The organism is Thioalkalivibrio sp. XN8, from assembly GCF_011058255.1.
Taxonomy (GTDB): Bacteria; Pseudomonadota; Gammaproteobacteria; order Steroidobacterales; family XN24; genus XN24.
In genome coordinates, this window is sequence record NZ_JAALFH010000062.1 from 219,464 (window position 1) to 238,418 (window position 18,955).

18 protein-coding genes are annotated in these 18,955 nt (G+C 66.1%); 4 read left to right on the forward strand and 14 right to left on the reverse strand.

Annotated features, from left to right (window positions below; translation table 11 throughout):
* Window positions 1–26: 26 nt before the first annotated feature.
* The 6 genes from G6N75_RS09775 to G6N75_RS09800 form a co-directional block, all read right to left on the reverse strand.
* Entirely contained in the window at window positions 27–1,184 is a 1,158-nt protein-coding gene (locus tag G6N75_RS09775; RefSeq protein ID WP_165348159.1) for a DegT/DnrJ/EryC1/StrS aminotransferase family protein, read from the reverse strand.
* The gene (locus tag G6N75_RS09780) at window positions 1,181–2,038 is read right to left on the reverse strand and encodes a sulfotransferase (RefSeq protein WP_165348160.1); all 858 of its coding nucleotides are present in this window, start codon (window positions 2,036–2,038) and stop codon (window positions 1,181–1,183) included. Before G6N75_RS09780 ends, G6N75_RS09775 begins: the two co-directional genes overlap by 4 nt.
* Window positions 2,039–2,153: 115 nt before the next feature.
* Window positions 2,154–3,365, reverse strand: coding sequence for a glycosyltransferase family 4 protein (locus tag G6N75_RS09785; protein WP_165348161.1), 1,212 nt, complete (start codon window positions 3,363–3,365; stop codon window positions 2,154–2,156).
* 149 nt (window positions 3,366–3,514) lie between these two features.
* Window positions 3,515–4,393: a Wzz/FepE/Etk N-terminal domain-containing protein gene (locus tag G6N75_RS09790; RefSeq protein WP_165348162.1), complete on the reverse strand. Its 879-nt coding sequence runs from the start codon at window positions 4,391–4,393 to the stop codon at window positions 3,515–3,517.
* A gap of 81 nt (window positions 4,394–4,474) precedes the next feature.
* Window positions 4,475–7,105, reverse strand: a complete 2,631-nt coding sequence (locus G6N75_RS09795) for an SLBB domain-containing protein (RefSeq protein ID WP_165348163.1) — start codon at window positions 7,103–7,105, stop codon at window positions 4,475–4,477.
* A 16-nt stretch (window positions 7,106–7,121) separates the two neighbouring features.
* Window positions 7,122–8,672 (reverse strand): capsule assembly Wzi family protein, encoded by a 1,551-nt coding sequence (locus G6N75_RS09800; RefSeq protein ID WP_165348164.1) that lies wholly within the window; start codon window positions 8,670–8,672, stop codon window positions 7,122–7,124.
* A gap of 236 nt (window positions 8,673–8,908) precedes the next feature.
* Here G6N75_RS09800 and G6N75_RS09805 point away from each other — a divergent pair, with 236 nt between their 5' ends.
* Both G6N75_RS09805 and G6N75_RS09810 read left to right on the forward strand, forming a co-directional pair.
* Entirely contained in the window at window positions 8,909–9,097 is a 189-nt protein-coding gene (locus G6N75_RS09805) for a type II toxin-antitoxin system HicA family toxin (RefSeq protein ID WP_165348190.1), read from the forward strand.
* A gap of 5 nt (window positions 9,098–9,102) precedes the next feature.
* The gene (locus G6N75_RS09810) at window positions 9,103–9,315 is read left to right on the forward strand and encodes a type II toxin-antitoxin system HicB family antitoxin (RefSeq protein ID WP_165348165.1); all 213 of its coding nucleotides are present in this window, start codon (window positions 9,103–9,105) and stop codon (window positions 9,313–9,315) included.
* A gap of 14 nt (window positions 9,316–9,329) precedes the next feature.
* On the opposite strand, the gene pseI is transcribed toward G6N75_RS09810, so the two are convergent.
* From pseI to pseB, 6 genes are read right to left on the reverse strand one after another with little or no spacing between them, the layout of a single operon-like run.
* The gene (pseI, locus tag G6N75_RS09815; protein ID WP_165348166.1) at window positions 9,330–10,382 is read right to left on the reverse strand and encodes a pseudaminic acid synthase; all 1,053 of its coding nucleotides are present in this window, start codon (window positions 10,380–10,382) and stop codon (window positions 9,330–9,332) included.
* A 12-nt stretch (window positions 10,383–10,394) separates the two neighbouring features.
* Window positions 10,395–10,919 (reverse strand): GNAT family protein, encoded by a 525-nt coding sequence (locus G6N75_RS09820; protein WP_165348167.1) that lies wholly within the window; start codon window positions 10,917–10,919, stop codon window positions 10,395–10,397.
* Between the two features lie 2 nt (window positions 10,920–10,921).
* Window positions 10,922–12,010, reverse strand: coding sequence for a UDP-2,4-diacetamido-2,4,6-trideoxy-beta-L-altropyranose hydrolase (pseG, locus tag G6N75_RS09825; RefSeq protein ID WP_165348168.1), 1,089 nt, complete (start codon window positions 12,008–12,010; stop codon window positions 10,922–10,924).
* Complete coding sequence (gene pseF / locus G6N75_RS09830; protein WP_165348169.1) at window positions 12,007–12,696, reverse strand: pseudaminic acid cytidylyltransferase; 690 nt, start codon at window positions 12,694–12,696, stop codon at window positions 12,007–12,009. The genes pseG and pseF overlap by 4 nt, the downstream gene beginning before the upstream one ends.
* On the reverse strand, window positions 12,696–13,862 hold the full coding sequence (gene pseC / locus G6N75_RS09835; RefSeq protein ID WP_165348170.1) for a UDP-4-amino-4,6-dideoxy-N-acetyl-beta-L-altrosamine transaminase: 1,167 nt from the start codon (window positions 13,860–13,862) through the stop codon (window positions 12,696–12,698). The genes pseF and pseC overlap by 1 nt, the downstream gene beginning before the upstream one ends.
* 4 nt (window positions 13,863–13,866) lie before the next feature.
* On the reverse strand, window positions 13,867–14,877 hold the full coding sequence (pseB, locus tag G6N75_RS09840; protein ID WP_165348171.1) for a UDP-N-acetylglucosamine 4,6-dehydratase (inverting): 1,011 nt from the start codon (window positions 14,875–14,877) through the stop codon (window positions 13,867–13,869).
* Between the two features lie 308 nt (window positions 14,878–15,185).
* On the opposite strand from pseB, the gene G6N75_RS09845 reads away from it, so the two are divergent.
* Together G6N75_RS09845 and G6N75_RS09850 are read left to right on the forward strand one after the other, a co-directional pair.
* A complete protein-coding gene (locus G6N75_RS09845; protein WP_165348172.1) occupies window positions 15,186–15,431 on the forward strand; it encodes a type II toxin-antitoxin system prevent-host-death family antitoxin in 246 nt (81 codons plus the stop codon).
* On the forward strand, window positions 15,428–15,814 hold the full coding sequence (locus G6N75_RS09850) for a type II toxin-antitoxin system VapC family toxin (protein ID WP_165348173.1): 387 nt from the start codon (window positions 15,428–15,430) through the stop codon (window positions 15,812–15,814). The genes G6N75_RS09845 and G6N75_RS09850 overlap by 4 nt, the downstream gene beginning before the upstream one ends.
* 63 nt (window positions 15,815–15,877) lie before the next feature.
* Here G6N75_RS09850 and G6N75_RS09855 read toward each other — a convergent pair whose 3' ends face one another.
* Window positions 15,878–17,167, reverse strand: a complete 1,290-nt coding sequence (locus tag G6N75_RS09855) for an NAD(P)/FAD-dependent oxidoreductase (RefSeq protein ID WP_165348174.1) — start codon at window positions 17,165–17,167, stop codon at window positions 15,878–15,880.
* 118 nt (window positions 17,168–17,285) lie between these two features.
* Window positions 17,286–18,955, reverse strand: a 1,670-nt coding sequence (locus G6N75_RS09860) for a metallophosphoesterase family protein (RefSeq protein WP_165348175.1), incomplete at its 5' end; no start/stop codon positions are given.

The window sequence follows — 18,955 nt, forward strand, 5'->3', positions numbered from 1 at the left end:
GTCTTCTCTTCCGCATCAGACTGTATTCAACCAGTCAAAGTCTGGCAGACAACCTCAACGACACGCTGTTGCTCTACCTCAGTCATCGACATGTACAAAGGCAAACTTACACACCGCTCGAAGTATTTGTCCGCGCGGGGAAAACTGCCGGTGCTTGTGGCCTGGGCCCAATACGTCATTTGGTGCAGAGGGCGATAATGCACCGAAGTGGCGACGCCGTGCTGTTGAAGAGAACGGATGAAGTCGTCCCTAGACAACGGAGCCTCTTCCGTTAGCTGCAAGACATAAAGATGCCAAGAGTGAGAATCGCCCTCGGCGGGTGGCGGCGGCAACGCCACTGGAAGCTCCGCGAAAGCCATGTTGTACCGATCGACAAGTCGACGTCTGGCGTCGAGGAACTCGTTAATGCGCCCTAACTGAACACGACCAATTGCTGCTGCGAGATCGGTAAGGTTGTATTTGAACCCGGCGTCGACCACATCATAGATCCAGCTTGCCTTGACGTTGGTGAACCGATCAAAGACGTCTCGATCGATTCCGTGAAGCCGCATTTTTCGCGCCCGGCTTGCAACGTCTTCACGGCTTGTGACGAGCATCCCGCCTTCACCCGTTGTCATGGTCTTGTTGGCGTAGAAGCTGAACGCAGTAACGTCAGCACCCAGCGTGCTACTACCGATAAGCTCGCCCAAATGCCTGGCCGGAAGAGCATGGGCAGCATCATCGACGATCAACAACCCATGGTCATCAGCAAGACGGCGCAACGATGTCATATCACAGGGCCTGCCCGCGAAATGGACGGGCATGATCACTTTCGTCCGGCTTGTAATCGCCCGACCCGCCGCCGAAGTATCCAAACACAAGGTGTTGGGATCGATATCGACGAAGACCGGAATCGCTCCGAGATACCTGACGACTTCAGCTGTAGCTGTGAAGGTCAGCGTTGGGACGATAACCTCGTCGCCTTGCGAAACGCCAAGAGCCTCCAGCGCAAGGTGAAGCGCAGCTGTCGCCGAGTTAACTGCCACCGAGTGCACCCCACCGCCCAGCATGGCCGAGAACTCGGTTTCGAACGCTGCGGCCTGAGGCCCCGTTGTGAGCCAACCGCCCCGGAGACACTCCAGAACGGCATTGATCTCGGCGTCCCCGATGCTAGGGCGAAAGAAAGGCACAGAAACCGCTGTCATATCTCGTATTCCAACTCTGAGAGAACGGGTCCCATCACCCGGTGCAAGGTGCTGATCTCGTCCTGAGGTAGATCAAGCCACGGCTTCGCTGGACTCGGCGATATGTTGCGTCTGTAGCACGCGAGGATGCCGGAAGAATCTGGCAATCCTAAGGCGCCGACCAATTCTTCCAATGCGGAAGGCCCAGCAATCAAATCTTCGTACCTGATAGTGAACACGCGTGAGTCTGCACCGGGGAGCCGCGCAAGGTCTCTTCTGGCGCGCGTGACTGACTCCAACCATTGCTGGGCACAGACCTCAGCAAGCGGCGCATCCTCAGCCAGTTGATCGATCCCTGGGAATCTGGGCCCCCAAACGTGTCCGCCCTTTCGCCCCGAGATAATACCCCTGATGAAGTTACCGCCGAACCACGCGATATAGCTGGCATTGGCGAGCGGAATTTGGCGGACTTTGATGAACAAGGACCGCCAGTCGGGCGGTTTCCTCCACTGTCGCATTGCGCTCTCGGCGACATCGCGGCCATCGCGCACGAGGTGGACATAACGCGCGTCCGGAAAGACCGCATCTACGAACGCGACTCTCAATGTGCTAGCTACGGTCTTCTCGATCAGGACATCCCCCGGGCCTGCCTTCGCCAACGAGCGGAGTGTCCGGCGAATGAAATTTTTGCGCTTGTCGGTCAGGCTGGCGGGATCAAGAACATCATGCTCGGTGCCCTCTGCGCCATAACGCCATACGTAATTGACGTCGTACGGAACCGCAGCACCGCCCGCGCCGGCAGCCAGCACATCTCGAAGAAACTTCGTGCCCGATCTGGCTGCGCCAATCAGTATTACGGGCCGCGGTTCAATCATGTTCTCGAGTTTCCTCCAATCTGGTCTTCGTCGGCTAACTTGCTGATGGATTCAGTCCCGCTGACTCGAATTGAAGCAGTGCCGAAGATCGCGAGCGCGCCATCGGCCAGTACCCTCAGCTCGGTACTCGCCGCACCAGCGCCTCGAGAATCTGAGAATATTTCTCGAGGGCTTGGTCACGACCATACTTCAGTTGATTCAAGCGCAGGGCCCGCATGCCTTGTTCGACACCCAAGCTGCGGTCTTCGTAATAACGTCGAACAGCTGTGACCAACGTATCTGGATCATCCAGAGGCACTACGCATCCGATTTCCTCTTCCAAAACCATCCGCGCAATCTCTCCAGTACTTTCGCCCTGATAAAGAATCGGTCTACCCGCAGCAAGAGCGCCGTAAGCCTTCGAGGGGACTGCGAGTCCCTCGAAGCCAGCCCTAAGCGAAAGGAAGTGAACGTCACCGAGGCTCAGGCTTTCAGCCAGCCGTTCATTCGGCTGAAAGGGAAGTAACCTTACATTCTCCAAGCCGAAACGTTGCTGCCATTCCGATATCTCCTTTCTCCGGGAGCCATCTCCGATGAACAGGAACACAATATCCGGTAACTCTTTTAGTCTTCGAGCAGCTTCAAGTACGTCGGAAAATGAATGCGATACACCCATATTCCCTGAATATAGGATCACGAATTTCCCGCCTAGTCCCAGCTCATCTCTGAGGCGGTTTCGCTCGTGATCTACTGCCCAGACCTCCGCATCGTTCACCCAATTCTGGACAAGCTCAAGACGCGCCGGCGCGACGCCGATCTTCTCCAGTTGCTCACGCATGCATCGCCCGATGACGATTACAGCATCAGCCCGGCGCAAGACGATTCCCGAGACTTTCGCGAGGAGTCTCGTTGCCAGACCATTTTCCTTCAATATTCCATCCCGAACCGCAAGATCCGGGTAGACGTCCATGACTAGGCAGCAATATGGCTGACGCCTGAAAGCTCGCAGAAGAATCCCCCACGAAGAGAAAAGAGGCGGCTGAGTGAGGAAGAAATTCAGTTGGGCCCGCGGACCGAAAAGGGAAAGGAGAACGGCGCCAACCAAGTATGTAACCATAACCAAGAGCTTCTGCGACCTGCGCTGCACGGGTTCATTGCTCCAACCGATGCGCCGGACTCGTACGCCACTCGGCGCCAAGCTCTCCTCCAAGGGCCTTCGGCCTTCGCGGTACTCTCGACTGGAGACGATAACCTCGACCTTGAGGCCTCGGTCGGACAGGAACGGCAATAAGTCCCGGTAGAAAGGTGAAACTGGCTCATAGGTGTTAAAGAAACGGATATCGGCCATTAAGACTCAACCTTCAATGGTGTCCGCCAGCTACCCTGGGCGACGTCTTGCCTTAGAAAGACTGAAGTTGAGACACACATCTCTATAATCGCCCATCAAGCAGAAAACCCCGTATCGAAGGAACCGCGGGCGCAGTTGCGTGCGGATCGTCAATCCGGGTTCGAGCGAACGACATGGAGCAAGAAGACCAGCAGCACGCCGACCATCGCTCCCAAAATGACTCCAGCGATCGCAAGCACTGGCCTATTTGGCCGCACATGCTCCCTCGGTATCCAGGCCGGGTCAATCACACGAAACGCGAATTCTTCGTTCCCGCGGGCAAGCATGAGTTTCTGAAGCTCGCTTTCCAGCAGACGCCCTATTGATTGTTGCAGGGTAACCAGACTGGTCTGCGCCAATTCAGCCCGGAGGAAAGCGACGTTGGTTTCGGCTTCCGCCAAGGCGCGTTCGCGCAATCCATTGTTCAGACGAACAACAAGTTCGGCAGCCCATTGGGCCGCGACCTCCGGATCAGTCCATTCAATCGCGAGAGTAACCAGCCCAGAGTCACGGTCTTCGCTCACACTCAAGACGTGGTCATGGAAATAATCGACTGCGTCGCGGGTGTCAGGCCAGTCTTCCGGGTCATCGTCACGCCAAGCTTTGCGCGTAGCATCCCATTCGTCTTGGAAGAACAATTTCAGCAGGCCAAAATCCTCCACGAAAGCCCGAGCTAACTCCCGAGACCTAAGCACCGCAATCGCCTCAGCGCTTCCCTCTCCGCCTATACTTACGCCGGCCAATGCAGCAAGCCCACCGAGTTGCCCGCCGATCGCGGGGGTGGTTACCTCCTCGGCCGGTGCCAACAGAGTCGCGGTACGAAACCATTCTGTCGCCAGAAACGCATAGGCAATCGCTGCAACGGCGAAAACCATAGTCGTGGCAGCGATAATTTGCTTGCCATCCCATAAGATGCGTAGAAGTTCCCGCAAGTCGATCTCGTCATCGGTACTGCCATCGAATCTCGGATCGGGCACGACGTAGACCATTCGGCCGCCTTCCCCAGGCCTGGTAACGTCGACGCCGTCGTTTTCGCCTGTCGACGAATTTCGCATTAATCGATCTTCCCGTCAGAATGAGTTTACCGCCGCCACCGCGACAGCCAGGTTGAAGATAATCGACGTCACCGCACTCCACAGCGGCAGTGGCCTCATCCTCTCGATGTCGGTCGGCACGACGATCGTATCTCCAGGCTCCACCGTCGTATCCGCCGCGCTGAACCACCTTCGCGACTCACTGGCGCTGACCTGCCCGTTAGCCCGCACGATGTAGATTCGGTCGGTATCAGCGCGGCGCGTCATGCCGCCGCTGAGGTTGATGTAATCGTCGCGGCTAAGTCCTTCCTCGAACAGGATGGAGGTGGGGCTCTGCACCTCGCCGAGCACGGTCACGGACTGCATCGGACCGGGCACCATCAGCATGTCGCCGTCCTCCAGCACGATATCCCGCGCCGAGCCGGGCTCGGACTGCAGCACCCTGTTCAAGTCCATCGCCAGCCGCCCGACCGGTGTCGCCGACTGCAGGTCGCCGAGCAAGCTCCGCCCGGTCGCGATGGTTTCCATGGCCTGGGCGTCCCCGCCGGCCTGCCCGGCCTGTGCGCCCTCCAAAGCAAGTGCCGAGAGGTCGGCTTCCATGCGCTGGGAGAGCCGCCTGAGCTGCTCGGCCTCGCGCTGCCGCAGTTCCACGCGCGTGAAAACGGCGCCCTCCGGGAAAGCTCGGTCGGTCAGGCCGCCGGCTCTTTGGAGCACCGACAACAGGGTCTCACCCTTGCGGATGGGGTAGGTACCGGGGAACCGGACCTCTCCGAGCAACGTCACCGACTCCTGCTCGCGCCAGTTGGTCACTTCCTTCACATTGAGGAAGTCATAGGGCTGGAGCATGAAGTCTGCGGCGGGGTCGCCGGCGGCAATGCCGGCCAGGTCCACTTCGACCAGCTCGGCTTCCCGGTACTCGCCGCCCACGACCTGGTACCGCGTCACCTCCGCCGAGGCGATGTAGGCGCTCTCGCTCAGGCTGCCGCCCGCCCGCAACAGGTCGCTGACGGTCATGCCCGGCTCCAGCGGGTAGGCGCCCGGGTCGCGAACGCGGCCATCGACGCGCACCAGCTGCGCCGGCGCCTCGAGGCTGGTCTGCAATTCCAGTTCCTCGAGCAGCGCGTCCACCACGGTGCGGCGGTCAGCCGCCAACCGGCGCTCAAGTTCCTCCTCAGAGAACTCCGTATCAGCGGCTGCCGCGTTGCCGGGCTGCCCATTGGGCATGCGCTGCTGCGCGGCCTGTTGCTCCAGCATCATCTCGGGTGACATCAGCTCTTCCGGCAACGCCTCCCGCGTGAACACGCTCACCCGGTCCCCCGGCTGCAACTCGACATCCGCCACCGAGCCCGGCGCGGCGAGTGCCTGCTCCAGGTCCGCGGACAGCGCCACGATGCGCCGGCTCGGGCGCAGCTCGCGCCGGATCAACAGGTAATTGGCATCCGCCAGCGGCCTGAGGTACTCGAGCGACGGCAGCAGGTCGCTGATGCGCATGCCGGGGCGATACTGCACGGCCCGCGGGCGGAACACGTGGCCGGCCAGCTCGATCCTGTTGTCCATGCGGTCGATCACCGCCGGCACGTCGACGAGATCGCCGGCCTTGACCGGCGTGGCCCGGCCGGTGGCCGCATTCAGGTCGAGATCGAGGATCACCCGGTCCTGCGAGTCGTTGACGCGCGAGAGCGTGGCGCCCTGCGGGTGCGCCGTGGCCGTGAGGCCACCGGCGAGGCGCACCATCTCCTCCGCCGTGGTGGCGCTCTCCAGCTCGTATACGGCCGGCCGGTTCACCTCGCCCTGGATGCCGACGCGCGTGCCGACCGGCGGGATGAAGATCACGTCGCCCGGCTGCAGCCTGGCGTCGCCGCGTGTGTCGCCCCGTAGCAGCAGGTCGTAGAGATCGAGCGTGCCGACGAGCTGGCCGTTGCGCTTGTGCTGGATGGCGCGCAGGGAGCCGATCGGCTTGACGCCGCCGCTGGCGAATAATGCATTCGTGATGGTCGAGAGGCTGCTGACCATGTACGAGCCCGGCCGCGTCGCCTCGCCGAGCACGAAAATACGGATTGAACGCAGCTCGCCCATGGAGACGCTGGCGCTGACGCCGATCATCTGCTGGCTGACGCGGTCCTGCAGCAGCTGCCGCACCTGGTCGAAGCTCAGCCCCGCCACCTGGATCGGCCCGAGCTCGGGGAAATTGATGGCGCCGTCGCGGTTCACCACCAGGCTGAAGTTGCCCGGCGTCTTGCCGAACAGCTGCACCTGCACGGTGTCGCCCACGCCCACCTCGAAGTCGGTCGGCACGGGGATGTCGGTCACGGGCGCGAAGGTGCTCGGCACGCCGGCGAACAGGTCGTAACCGAACAGGGGCAGGCCGGTCGCCTCGTCGAGCACCGGCTCGCGTTCGGCGGGGCCCTCGTTCGTCGTGCCGTTGAGCCCGTTGCGACCGTTCACGCCCTGCTGGTCGCCCTGCGCCGGCTGCTCCAGCGGCTGGTCCCGGACCGTGCTGCCGTTGCGCTGCTGGAACTGCTCCATCAGCTGGCGCTGCTGCTCGGGCGGCAGCTGGCGGAGCATCTCGAGCTGCTGCGGCGTCGGCGTCTGCGCCTGGGCGCCGGCGGCGAGCAGCATCCCGGCCAGCACCGTTCCCGCCAGCAGGCGGCCGAAGAATCGCGTCATGTGCCTCATAGTCCGCTCATAAGCCAGAATAGTCCCATGTCCATTGCAGGAACACCTGCGCGTCGGCCTCCGACTCGCCGGTGACTTCGTTATCCGCGGATTGTAGCCCGAAGCCGGCGCTAAACGTGCCGAGCTTCACGCCGTTGTACTGCAGGTCGCGCCGGTGGCTGAGCTGGGCGCTGAAGATCTTCGTCTCTTCGGGCGCGGCCGAATGGATCGCATCCTTGCCGATACCATCCCCGAGCTCGTTCAGCGTGCCGGCGCGAACGAGTGCGTGCCAGGTGTGCTCGTTGCGGTCCACCAGCGTGACGCCGGCGCTCAGCACCTCGCTGTCGCCGTCGAGGCCGGCGCCCAGCGTGCGGCTGTAATAGCGGTAGCCGCTGGTGTAGATGGAGTGCTCGTAGGCGGTGTCGTAGCGCGGCTCGCTCTTGTAGAACGAAGCCAGCGTGTTGCTGTACTCGAGATGCGCGCGCCAGCGGCCGGACAGCCACCCGGCCTCAATATCGCCCCAGGCTTCCAAGCCAAGCTGCCCGAACCACAGCGAAGGCGTGCCGCCGGCCTCGTCCTCGGCCGTCGCCTGGCCGTAGATCGCCCAGGGCTGGCGCAGGAAAGGCGAGCGCCAGCGGAAGTCCACGGCGGCGAGCTGGTTGCCAGGTTCCGTGTCGACAGTGAGACCGTCGTCACCGCGGTTGTCCCGGCCGAGCACCAGGTCGGTGAAGGTGCCGAAATCACACGGCCGGCCCTCGCCGCACCACTGCGCGGCGCGCGACAGGCCGATCTCGAGATTCTCCGTGGGGCGGAAGTTGAAGCGGAAAGCCGTCAGCCGCGCGTTCGGCACGTCGCGCCCGCTTTCCAGGAAGCCCCAGACCAGCGAGTAATTCCAGGGACCGAGCCAGGACAGCCACTTCGTTTCGAAAGGCCGCGCGATGTTCCGCTCAAGGCCCAGCGCACTCACCGGGCGGCTGTTCGAGGACAGGATCAGGCTGTCGCTGTGGCCCGGCCCCCACCAGCGATCCAGCGCGCCCGCATGGACGACCTGGTTGGCGAAGGTGCCGGCGAGGTAGGAGCCGTCGCCGCGCCATTCGCGGTCGCCCGGCCGCGGGTCGTTGGCGTAGGCGACCTGGGCCCGGGCGGCGAAGCGGTCGCCCATCCACGACACGCCGACCCGCCCCTCGAGGTCGTCGCGGGGCGTGTCCTCGAAAGTGCGCAGCCAGATGCCGTCGTCGGTCCGCGCCGCGATCCGGGCGTTGGGCTGCAGGCCGCGCAGGCCGCGGACGGTGTCGAGGCGGGACTGGAGTCGGGCCAGGGCCGCCTGCTCGGCCGGGCGGAGGTGGGGACAGTCCCCGGGACAGTCCCCATTTGCGGCCAGGTCGGCGGCCAGCGTTCCCCACGGAATCGGCCACGTGGTGACGGGCGACTTGATGATCCCCGAGTCGGCCAGTAGCTGGATATCGTGACGGAGGGCGAGGTCGCCGGGCTTGGCCCAGGGGTCGCCTACAGCGGGAGACACCACCAGCGCCATGAGGACGGCGCCGACGGCGATAAAAAAGCGCTTGGGTTCAGTCATTTGCATCGCGCCCGGATCCCTCCTTGAGCGCTTCTGCTCCCCTTGGTCGTGCAGTACCAGATGAGTCCGCCTGGGCGCGACCCGAGCATGATAGGTGGCGGGGGCGGTGGGGACAAGACAAAGGAACTTTCCGCATGGGAGTGCTGGAAACGGAGCCTGCCGAGCTGATGGGTCATGTGAGCACAATCGAAACCCCGGAATCGGTAGCACGCATTTCGCGTACGGCACGCTGGGGCATGAAGGTTGCTGACATAATTCGTCGACTCCACGCGGACGGCTGGTACCTGGTCGCGACTCGCGGGAGTCACCGGCAGTACAAGCATCCCACCAAGCGGGGCCGTGTTACGGTGGCCGGCAAGCCGAGTGACGACCTTGCTCCCGGGACCGTAAAGAGCATACTTAGGCAGTCGGGCCTGAAGAGGTGAGACCAATGCGCTACGCGATTGTCATTGAACGCGCCGGAGACAACTACTCCGCATATGCGCCAGACCTGCCGGGCTGCGTCGCAGCAGGCCCGACCATTTCTGATGTCGAGGCCCGGATGCGAGAAGCCATCGCGATGCATCTCAGCGGGCTCCGCGAAGACGGCATCTCAGCTCCGCCGCCCGCAAGCGTGGTGGACTATATCGAGGTCACGGCCTGACGCCACGGGCACCTTTACTTCCCCAGTAACTCTCGCCTCACCGCCGTATTCTTCTTCACGTCCGCCACCACGCGCTTGCCGATCACCTCCGGCAGGTACTTCGGCGCAAGCCCGTAGCCCGGCCGTACGCTGCGCACGGCATCGGTGGTGATGACCTCGCCGGCCTTGAGGTCCTTCACGAAATACAGCGAGCGGCGGAACTGGGCATTGCCCTGCTCGCTCGACTTGCGGCCGTAGTCCACTGCCCCAAGCGCTTCCCACGCCGTGCGCGTGCCGTGCACCAGCCCGGCCAGCTCGGCGGGCTCGAGCGAAAAGCTGTCGTCCGGCCCGCCGCCGCTGCGGTCCAGGGTGAAGTGCTTCTCGACGAGCGACGCGCCGAGCGCCACGCTGGCGATCGCCGTCGAGTTGTCGAGCGTGTGGTCGGAGAGCCCGGTCACCACGCCGAAGCGCTCGATCATGTCCGCAATGGTGCGCAGGTTGTAGTCGGCGGCCGGCGCCGGGTAGCCGCTGACGCAGTGGAGCAGCGCCAGTTCCTTGCAGCCGCCCTCGCGCGCCGCGGCAACGGCTTCCGCGATCTCTTCGGCGTCGGCCATGCCGGTGGAGATGATCATCGGCTTGCCGGTGGCGGCGACGTAACGGATCAATGGCAGGTCCACCGCCTCGAAAGACGCGATCTTGTAGGCCGGCGCGCCGAGTTCCTCGAGCAGGTCCACGGCCGTGGTGTCGAAGGGCGAGCTGAAGAGGGTGATGCCGGCCTTGCGGGCATGTGCGAACAGCGGCGCGTGCCAGTCCCAGGGCGTGTGCGCCTCCTCGTACAGCTCGTAGAGCGTGCGGCCGTCCCACAGCCCGCCGTGGATGCGGAACTCCTCGGCGTCGGAATCCAGCGTGATGGTGTCCGGCCGGTAGGTCTGCAGCTTCACCGCGGCGGCGCCCGCTTCGCTGGCCGCTTCGATCAGCGCCATGGCGTTCTCGATCCGGCCGTTGTGGTTGGCGGAGATCTCCGCGATCACGTAGGGCGGATGGTCGGGGCCGATCGGCCGGCCGTCGATAACGATCTGCTTCGTCAAGGTCGCATTCCCTCACGCATCGGGGAAATACTTCGGATTGAAACAGGCCACGCACACGCGGTCCACCGGCTCGCCATCGCGCAGGTAGTAGCCCTTGAAGGTCGCCTCGACGACCCAGCCGGCGCGCGTGTAGGCCTTGATGGCCGGAATGTTGGTGGCGAAGATCCCGCTCTGCAGCCGCCGGATGTCGTGCTGCTCGAAGGCCAGCTCGTTACCGAGCGCGATGGCCTTGGTCGCCAGCCCCTGGCCGAGGAACTTGCGGTTGCCGATGAGCGCCACCAGGTCCGCCGTGCGGTTGCGGGTGTCGATCGGGCCGATCTTCAGCGTGCCGATGCGCTCGCCGTCCGCGGTTTCGATCACGTAATAAAACCAGCGCCCGGTCTCGCGGCCGAGCTCGAAGTCCTGCACCAGGGTCGCGCGGTCGAAGGTCCGGCCGCTGCCCGTGAAGTAATCGAGATGGCCGTCGTCGTTGGTGTACCAGCCGACGTACTCTTCGTCGATGTCCGCGAGCGTAACCGGTCGCAGCCGGATGTCCATTCTCACTCTCCCCTGCCCGCCAGCAGCGCGTCGGCCACCCGCGCCGTGCCGCGCCCGTCGCAGATCGCTGCAGCGGTGGCCGACATCGTCGCCAGCACCGCCGGGTCGCGCACGAGGTCCGCGATGATCGGCGGCAGCGTGCGCGCGATGTCGTCCGGCGCGCCCAGATCGAAGGCCGCGCCGGCCGCGGCGAGCTCGCGGCAGATGGGCGCCTGGTTGTCCGCCAGCACCACCAGCGCGCTCGGCAGCCCCATGCAGCAGCGCTCCCACGACGTGCTGCCGGCGGCCCCGATCGCGAAATCGCTGGCACCCATGCGCTCCGCCATGTCGTCCACGTCGACCACGACCTCGGCCCGGAACGGCAGCGCCGCCACCTTGGCGCGCACCTGCTCGAGCCACGGGGCGCGACTGCCCATGACCACCGTCACGGCAATCTCGGCCGGGAGCCGGCTGGCGCCCAGCGCCTCCAGCACCTGTCCCGTGGCGTCGGCCTTGTCGATGCCGCCCATGGTCACCAGGATCCTCTCCAGCCCGCCCTCGGCCCGGCGCTCCAGGCTCAGGGGCCGCAGGCGCGCGAAGCCCGGCCGCAGCAGCGCGAACGCCGGCCCGCACAATAGTTGGCAATGCGGCGGCACCAGCGCCTCGTAATCGCCCGGCGCCCGCCCGAGATTCTGGTCGAGCAGCAGCTCGCATTCGTGCGGCCGGTCGGCGAGGTCGTCGATGACCATGATCTTGCGCGCGGCCGGGCGCAGCGGCCGTTCCCAGCGCGCATCCAGGCCGTAATGATCCACCACGAGCCAGTCCACGGGCCGGTCGCCGAACGCCGCCCGGGTCTCCGTGACGTCGAGCTCCACCGGCACGCCGAGCCAGCCCATGGGGCTCGCCGGCGGCGGCAGCACATGCACATCGAAGCCGCGGCGACGGATCTCGTCGATGCGGTGCCCGGGCAGCTCGCGGCAGACGAACTCGCAGTCCGCGCCCCGCTCGCGGAGTTCTTCGGCCAGCACGAGGCAGCGCATCACGTGGCCGGTGCCGATCTCCAGCGAGGCGTCCGCGCGCAGGACGATGCGTGGCTGGCCGGCCGCAGTCATTGCCCGGCCAGGGCCCGGAACATGAGCTCGGCCCGCGCCCAGTCCTCCGGCGTGTCGATGTCCTGCACCCGGCTGGCCGGCAGCACCACGGCCCGCGATTCCGGCGCGAAGATCGGCCGGCCCTCGAGCCAGGCGTCGCGCGTGCCCCAGTACCACTGGCCGGCGTCGTGGTAGGCCGGCTCGAGGTCCTGCGAGCGGGTCGCGGCGTGCTCGGGCTGGAACATCCCGACGCGGCCCTCGGCGTCCAGGCGGAGCGCACGCTGGATCGGGAAACCGTAGCCGGCCACCGGGAACACGTAGTCGGCGCCGCCCTCCTCCAGCAGCCGCAGGCCCTCGCGCAGGTCCTCGGCGCGGCAGAACGGCGCCGTGGCGTAGATGCAGCAGGCCGCAGTCACCGCGTCGCCCTGCTCTTCCTGCCAGCGGACGGCATGCGCGATTACGGGGACTGTCCCCACATGATCATCCGCCAGCTCCGCGGGGCGGGTGAACGGCGCCTCGGCGCCATGCTCGCGGGCGACGGCGGCGATCTCGGGGTCGTCGGTGGACACCAGGATGCGGTCGAAGCAGCCGGCCGCGCGCGCCGCCTCGATCGACCAGGCGATGATGGGCTTGCCGGCGAACTCGCGGATGTTCTTGCGCGGGACGCGCTTGCTGCCGCCGCGCGCGGGGATGACGGCCAGCCTCATCAGGTCCCCGCCTCGCCCAGGGCCTCGCCGAGCGCCGCGACGACCCGGTCCTGGTCGGCCTCGGTCATGGCCGGGTACATGGGCAGGCTGATGGCCTCGGCGTAGTAGTCCTCGGCCACGGGAAAGTCGCCGGGCACGAAGCCGAGCTGCTCGTAGTAGGGCTGGGTGTGCACCGGGATGTAGTGCACGTTGACGCCGATGCCCCGCGCCCGCAGGCCCTCGAAGACGCGGCGGCGGCGCTCGTTCTCGGCGCCTTCCTCGACGCGGATCACGTAGAGATGGAAGGCAGAGTAGCCGTCGGGATGCTGCCAGGGGGTGGTGACGGGCAAGTCCGCCAGCAGCGCGTCGTAGCGCGCGGCGATTTCGTGCCGGCGGGCGACGTACTCGTCCAGCCGCAGCATCTGGCTCAGTCCCAGCGCCGCCTGCAGGTCGGTCAGGCGATAGTTGAAGCCGAGCAGCTGCTGCTCGTAGTACCAGGGCCCGTCCATGCGCGTCATCTTCGCCGCGTCGCGGGTGATGCCGTGGCTGCGCAGCATTTCCATGCGGGCGGCCAGAGCCGCGTCCTGGGTCAGCGCCATCCCGCCCTCGGCGGTGGTGATGATCTTGACCGGGTGGAAGCTGAACACCGTGATGTCGCTGTAGCGGCAGTTGCCGACCGGCTCGCCGCGGTAGCGCCCGCCGACGGCGTGCGAGGCGTCCTCGATGATGCGGAAGCCGTAGCGCTTGGAAAGCTCATGGATCGCGGCCATGTCGCAGGACTGGCCGGTCAGGTGCACCGGCACCACGATCTTCGGCAGCCGTCCCGCCCGCTCAGCGGCCGCGAGTTTCTGCGCCAGCGCGCCTGCGGACAGGTTGTAGGTCCGCGGGTCGATATCCACGAAATCCACGTCGGCGCCGCAGTACAGCCCGCAGTTGGCCGACGCGACGAAGGTGACCGGGCTGGTCCAGAGCAGGTCGCCGGGGCCGAGATCCAGCGCCAGGCAGGCGATGTGCAGGGCGCTGGTGGCGCTGTTCACGGCGACGGCGTGGGCCGCGCCGCAGTGGCCGGCGACGGCCTGCTCGAAGCGCGGCACCGCCGGGCCCTGGGTCAGGAAGTCGGAGCGCAGGACCTCGACCACGGCGTCGACGTCCGCCTGGGTGATGTGCTGGCGGCCGTAGGGGATCACGCGCTCAGGCCGTGAAGTCCGGGTCGATGTTCTCGCGGATCAGCTCGCGCAGCTGGTCCACGGTCAGGAAATCCGCGTTGCTGCCGCTGTTGTAGGCGAAGCCGGGTTCGACCGGGGTGGCGCCGAAGCGCTCGCAGTAGGCTTCGACGCCGTGCCTGCCGGTCGGCGACAGGATCGCGTAGTAGTGGCCGAGATCGACCGTGTAGGGGCTGTCGCTGGAGGTGATCATTTCCTCGTGGATCTTCTCGCCCGGGCGGATGCCGGTGATCTCGCGCTGGCAGTCCGGGCCGACGGCTTCGGCCACGTCGAGGATGCGGTAGCTCGGGATCTTGGGCACGAAGATCTCGCCGCCCTGGGCGTGCTCCAGCGCCCAGAGCACCATGTCCACGCCTTCCTGCAGGGTGATGTTGAAACGCGTCATGCCGGTGTCGGTGATCGGCAGCACGCCGGTCTTGCGCTTGTCGAGGAAGAAGGGAATCACCGAGCCGCGGCTGCCCATGACGTTGCCGTAGCGCACCACGGAAAAGCGCAGGTCGCGGGCGCCCTTGATGTTGTTGGCGGCGGTGAAGAGCTTGTCGGAGCAGAGCTTGGTGGCGCCGTAGAGGTTCACCGGCGCGGCGGCCTTGTCGGTGGACAGCGCCACCACGCGCTTCACCTCGTTCTCGAGGCAGGCCTCGATCAGGTTCTGGGCCCCGAGGATATTGGTCTTGATGAACTCGAAGGGGTTGTACTCGGCGGCCGGCACCTGCTTCAGCGCCGCCGCGTGGATTACGGTGTCGATCCCCTCCAGCGCGCGGCGCAGGCGGGCCTCGTCGCGCATGTCGCCGAGGAAGTAGCGCAACCCGGGGTATTTATCGGGGCTGAACGCCTGCGCCATCTCGAACTGCTTGAGCTCGTCGCGGGAGAAGACCACCAGGCGCTTGATGTCGGGGTGCCGCTCCAGGACGGTGCGGACGAAGGCCTTGCCGAAGGAGCCGGTGCCGCCGGTGATGAAAATCGATTGCCCGCTGTTCATGATTGCTGGGGTCGGACCGTCTCAAGTACCTGATGACCCGGGGATTATGGCAGAAAACGGGGCGGTTTTCGGGCCTTACGCGACAGCGGAACCGGGGTTTTGTGTCATGTAAGGAGATTCTGCTGGTCGCTCAATCGAGGTCCAGGTGCGGCCATGACCGGTGGGAGCCTTGGGAATGTCCACGGTTCCGGGCCATTAGCGGCCTCGCCCAGTGACCGCCCCCGGCGAGAAAATGGCTTGCCAATCGAACCGGCGTGGAGCAGACTTGACTAAGTTCATTAAACTAAGTCCATTTGGAAGCCTCGAGCATGGAAATCTTCAACATTCACGACGCGAAGACACACCTGTCGCGGCTCGTCGAGCGCGCCGCCCACGGCGAGCCCTTCATCATCGCCAAGGCCGGACGGCCGATGGTGCGGGTGATCGCCATCGATGCGCCCCTGCCGACGGAGGCCCGGCGGATCGGTTTCCTCGCTGGCGAGATCCGCGTACCGGACGACTTCGACCGGATGGGCGAGACTGAAATACAGGAGCAGTTCGAGGGCCGGGAGTGAACCTGCTGCTGGACACCCACGTGCTGCTCTGGGCCGCCGGCGACTCCGCGCGCCTGTCGCCCGCGGCGCGCAAGCTGATCGGGAACCCCGCGCATGCGCTGTGGTTCAGCGCCGCCAGCCTCTGGGAGGTGACTATCAAGGCGAGCCTGGGGCGGGACGACTTCCATGCCGATCCGGTCCTGCTGCGGCGCGGGCTGCTCGAAAACGGTTACCGCGAACTGCCCATCACCAGCGAGCACGTCATTGCTGTCAGCCGCCTGCCGGAGCTGCATCGCGACCCCTTCGATCGCATCCTGCTTGCCCAGGCCGAGGTCGAAGGCGCCCTGCTGCTGACAGCCGACGACCGCGTGCTCAGCTACGGCGGGCCGGTCCGTCGCGTCTGACGATCATTGCCACGATCTCGAGCACGGGCACCAGCCCGGCATCGGGACGGAGCCCGCTCCGGCTCAATGCAGCTTCAGGTGCGGCCGGATCACCCGGTGCAGGCTCTTCAGCAGGATCATCAGCACGCCGCGCCACGGGCCGTACAGCTCGAGCAGGTGGCGGTGGTAGAGCGACAGGTAAGTGAAGCGCGCGATCCGTCCCTCGACCATGACCCCGCCGCCGAGGAAGGAGAACAGGTTGCCGACGGTGTGGAACTTCGACAGGTTCACCAGCGAGCCGAGATCCTTGTATACATAAGTTTTACGTGGGGACTGTCCCCGGATCATCAGCATGATGTTGTCGGCGACGAGATGGCCGAGCTGGCGCGCCGCCTGGCCGCGCGGCGGCACCCAGGAGCCGTCGGGCTGCGGGCAGGCGCAGCAGTCGCCGATGGCGAAGATGGTGTCGTCGCGGGTCGCCTGCCCGGTCGGCCGGACTACCAGCTGGTTCAGGTGGTTGGTCTCGAGCCCGCCGATGTTCTCGAGGTAGTCCGCGCCGCGGATGCCGGCGGACCAGATGACGATATCCGCGGGGATGAAATAACCGCCCTGGAACGTCAGCCCCTGGTCGGTCACCTCGACCACGCGCGTGTTGGTGAACACCTGCACGCCGATCTTCTCCAGCTCGCGGGCCACCGCCGCCGAGATCGCCTCCTGGCTCACCTTGGGCAGGATGCGCTTGTCGGCCTCGACCAGCGTGACGTCGAGCAGCGAGCTGTCGATCCTGTAGCCGTAGCCGCGCAGCTGGTCGACGGCATGGTGCATCTCGGCGGCCATCTCCGTGCCCGTGGCGCCGGCGCCGACGATGGCCACCTTGATCCGCTCTTCCAGCTGTTCGTGGCTGGCGTAGCGCAGGAAGCGGTTGAGCAGGATCTTGCGGATGCCCATGGCCTGCTCGGTGTTGTCGAGGAACAGGCAGCGACGCTTCACGCCCGGGATGCCGAAGTCGTTGGCAATGCTGCCGACGGCCACCACCAGGTAGTCGAAGTCGAGGCGTCGGGCCGGCAGCAGTTCCTCGCCGTCGACCACGATGGGCGCGAGCACCACCTGGCGGTGCTCGCGGTCGATGTCGGCCAGGCTGCCCTGCTGGAAGTGATAGCCGTTGGCGGCGGCGTGACCGCGGAAACTCAGCGCGTCGATGCCGACGTCGAGCGCGCCGGTGGCCACCTCGTGCAGCAGCGGCTTCCACACGTGGCTCTCGACCCGGTCGACCAGCGTCACGTGCGCCTTCCCCTTGCGGCCGAGCTTGCGCCCGAGCCGGGTCGCGCAGGCGATGCCGCCGGCGCCCCCGCCGACGATGACGATCTTCTTCATGGGCTCTGCTCTAGGGACCGGTCCTGGGGACAGTCCCCAGGACCGGTCCCAGTTTACCGCAGTGCAGCATCAAAGAGCAGGCGGACAGCACCGCCGCCGCCCGGCGTCTGCCCCGGTTTCAGTCCTTGTCGAGCGCGAAGCTGTCGATCATCCGCCCCGCGGCGTCGAAGGCCCGGTAGGACAGGGTGCCGGCGCGCGGGTCGATGTCGATCACCTGGAAGGTGCGGGTGTCGGTCGCGCCGAAGGCCGCGAAATCCGGCAGCTGCTGCCGGTACATCTTGGTGCCGGAGACGGCGACCAGGTAGATCGTGCCGTGCTCGCCCGGCGGCGCCGGCTGGTGCGCGCGCATCGGCACGGTGCGCATGTAGGCGTGGTCGTGGCCCTGGAACGCGATGTCCACCTGGTGGCGATCGAAGACCGGGCCCCAGGCGTCGCGCAGCGGATGATTGTCCCGCCCCGGCCGCGAAGCGTAGAAGGGATGGTGGTAAATGACCACCTTCCAGCGGGCGTCGCTGGCGCCGAGGACGCGGTCCAGCCAATAGACCTGCAGCTCGGGCTCGAGCAGCTGGTAATTGGAGTCCATCACCACCACCAGCAGGTCCTGGTAGGCCAGGTGGTAGGTGCGGCCGGGATCGAGCCTGGGCGTGCCGTTGGCCGGCAGGGCGAACTGCTGCAGGTACAGCGTCGGGTGGCCGCCGTGGCTGTCGTGATTGCCGATCGCGGGCACCACCATGGCGCCGTCGAAGACCGGCGACCCCTCGCGGAAGAACTCGTCCCAGTTGTCGCGCTCGGCGCCCCTGTCGACCAGGTCGCCGGCGATCATGTAGAAGCGCGCCTCGGGAAAGCGGAAGTCCGCCTGGCGCAGCAGCTGCCCCCACTGGTCGAGCCCGTTCTGCGGGTCGCCGAGGTAGACGAAGGAATAGGGCTCGGCGCCCCGCTCCGCCGCCGTGCGGAACTCGCGCACCTCGGTCCAGCTGGCGCCGCCGTCGGCGCTCGCAGCGTAAAGGTAGTCCGTCCCCGGCTCGAGGTCGTCCAGGCGCACGCGGTGCAGCCGGATCACGGGATCGTTCACCACCTGCTCGCTCACCAGCTCGACGTGGCGCGCCGCGATCCTGCGCCCCGCCGCGCCTCCATCGGCCAGGAAGTCCGCCTTGGGCGCGAGCCACAGCAGCCCCCCGCCGACGCTGTCGTCCGTGCGCCACTGGACCGTGACCGAGCTCCGCGGGTCGCCGTGCCAGGTGAGGACCAGGTGGTCGGGGTCCGGCGAGGCGGGATACGGGGTCGCGCGGAAGTAACCGGCCACCCAGGACACCAGCTCCCAGGCCTCGTAGGACCGCAGCACCGGGAGGCCGTCGAGCGCGGGCGGGAGCGCGCCGAGTTCATCGTCGTCGTCCAGGAAGGGCCGGACCCCCGCCCGCGCCGGCACCAGGTCGACGCCGGGCACGAGCGGCGTCGCCCGCACGGACCCCTGGCCGGCCGCCGGCGCGAGGAAGACCAGGTAGGGCTTGAGTTCGCCGGAGAAGCTCGGCACGCCAAGCTCGACCAGGCCGGGGCCGGCCACGCCGGCCCAGACCTGGTAACGGTCCGAGTTCGCCACCAGGAAATCGAGGTCGGCCCGGCGCTCGAAGCCGCGCGCGGCCAGCCAGAAGGGCGTCTCGCCTTCCTCGGCGTCGAAGGCGACGTAGAGCCGGGCGGCCTCGGCCAGCTCGAAGCGCACGAAGCCGGCGGCCAGCTCCGTGCGCTCGGCCGGAGTCAGCCGCGCGGCGACGGCCTCGGGCGTCAGCGCCA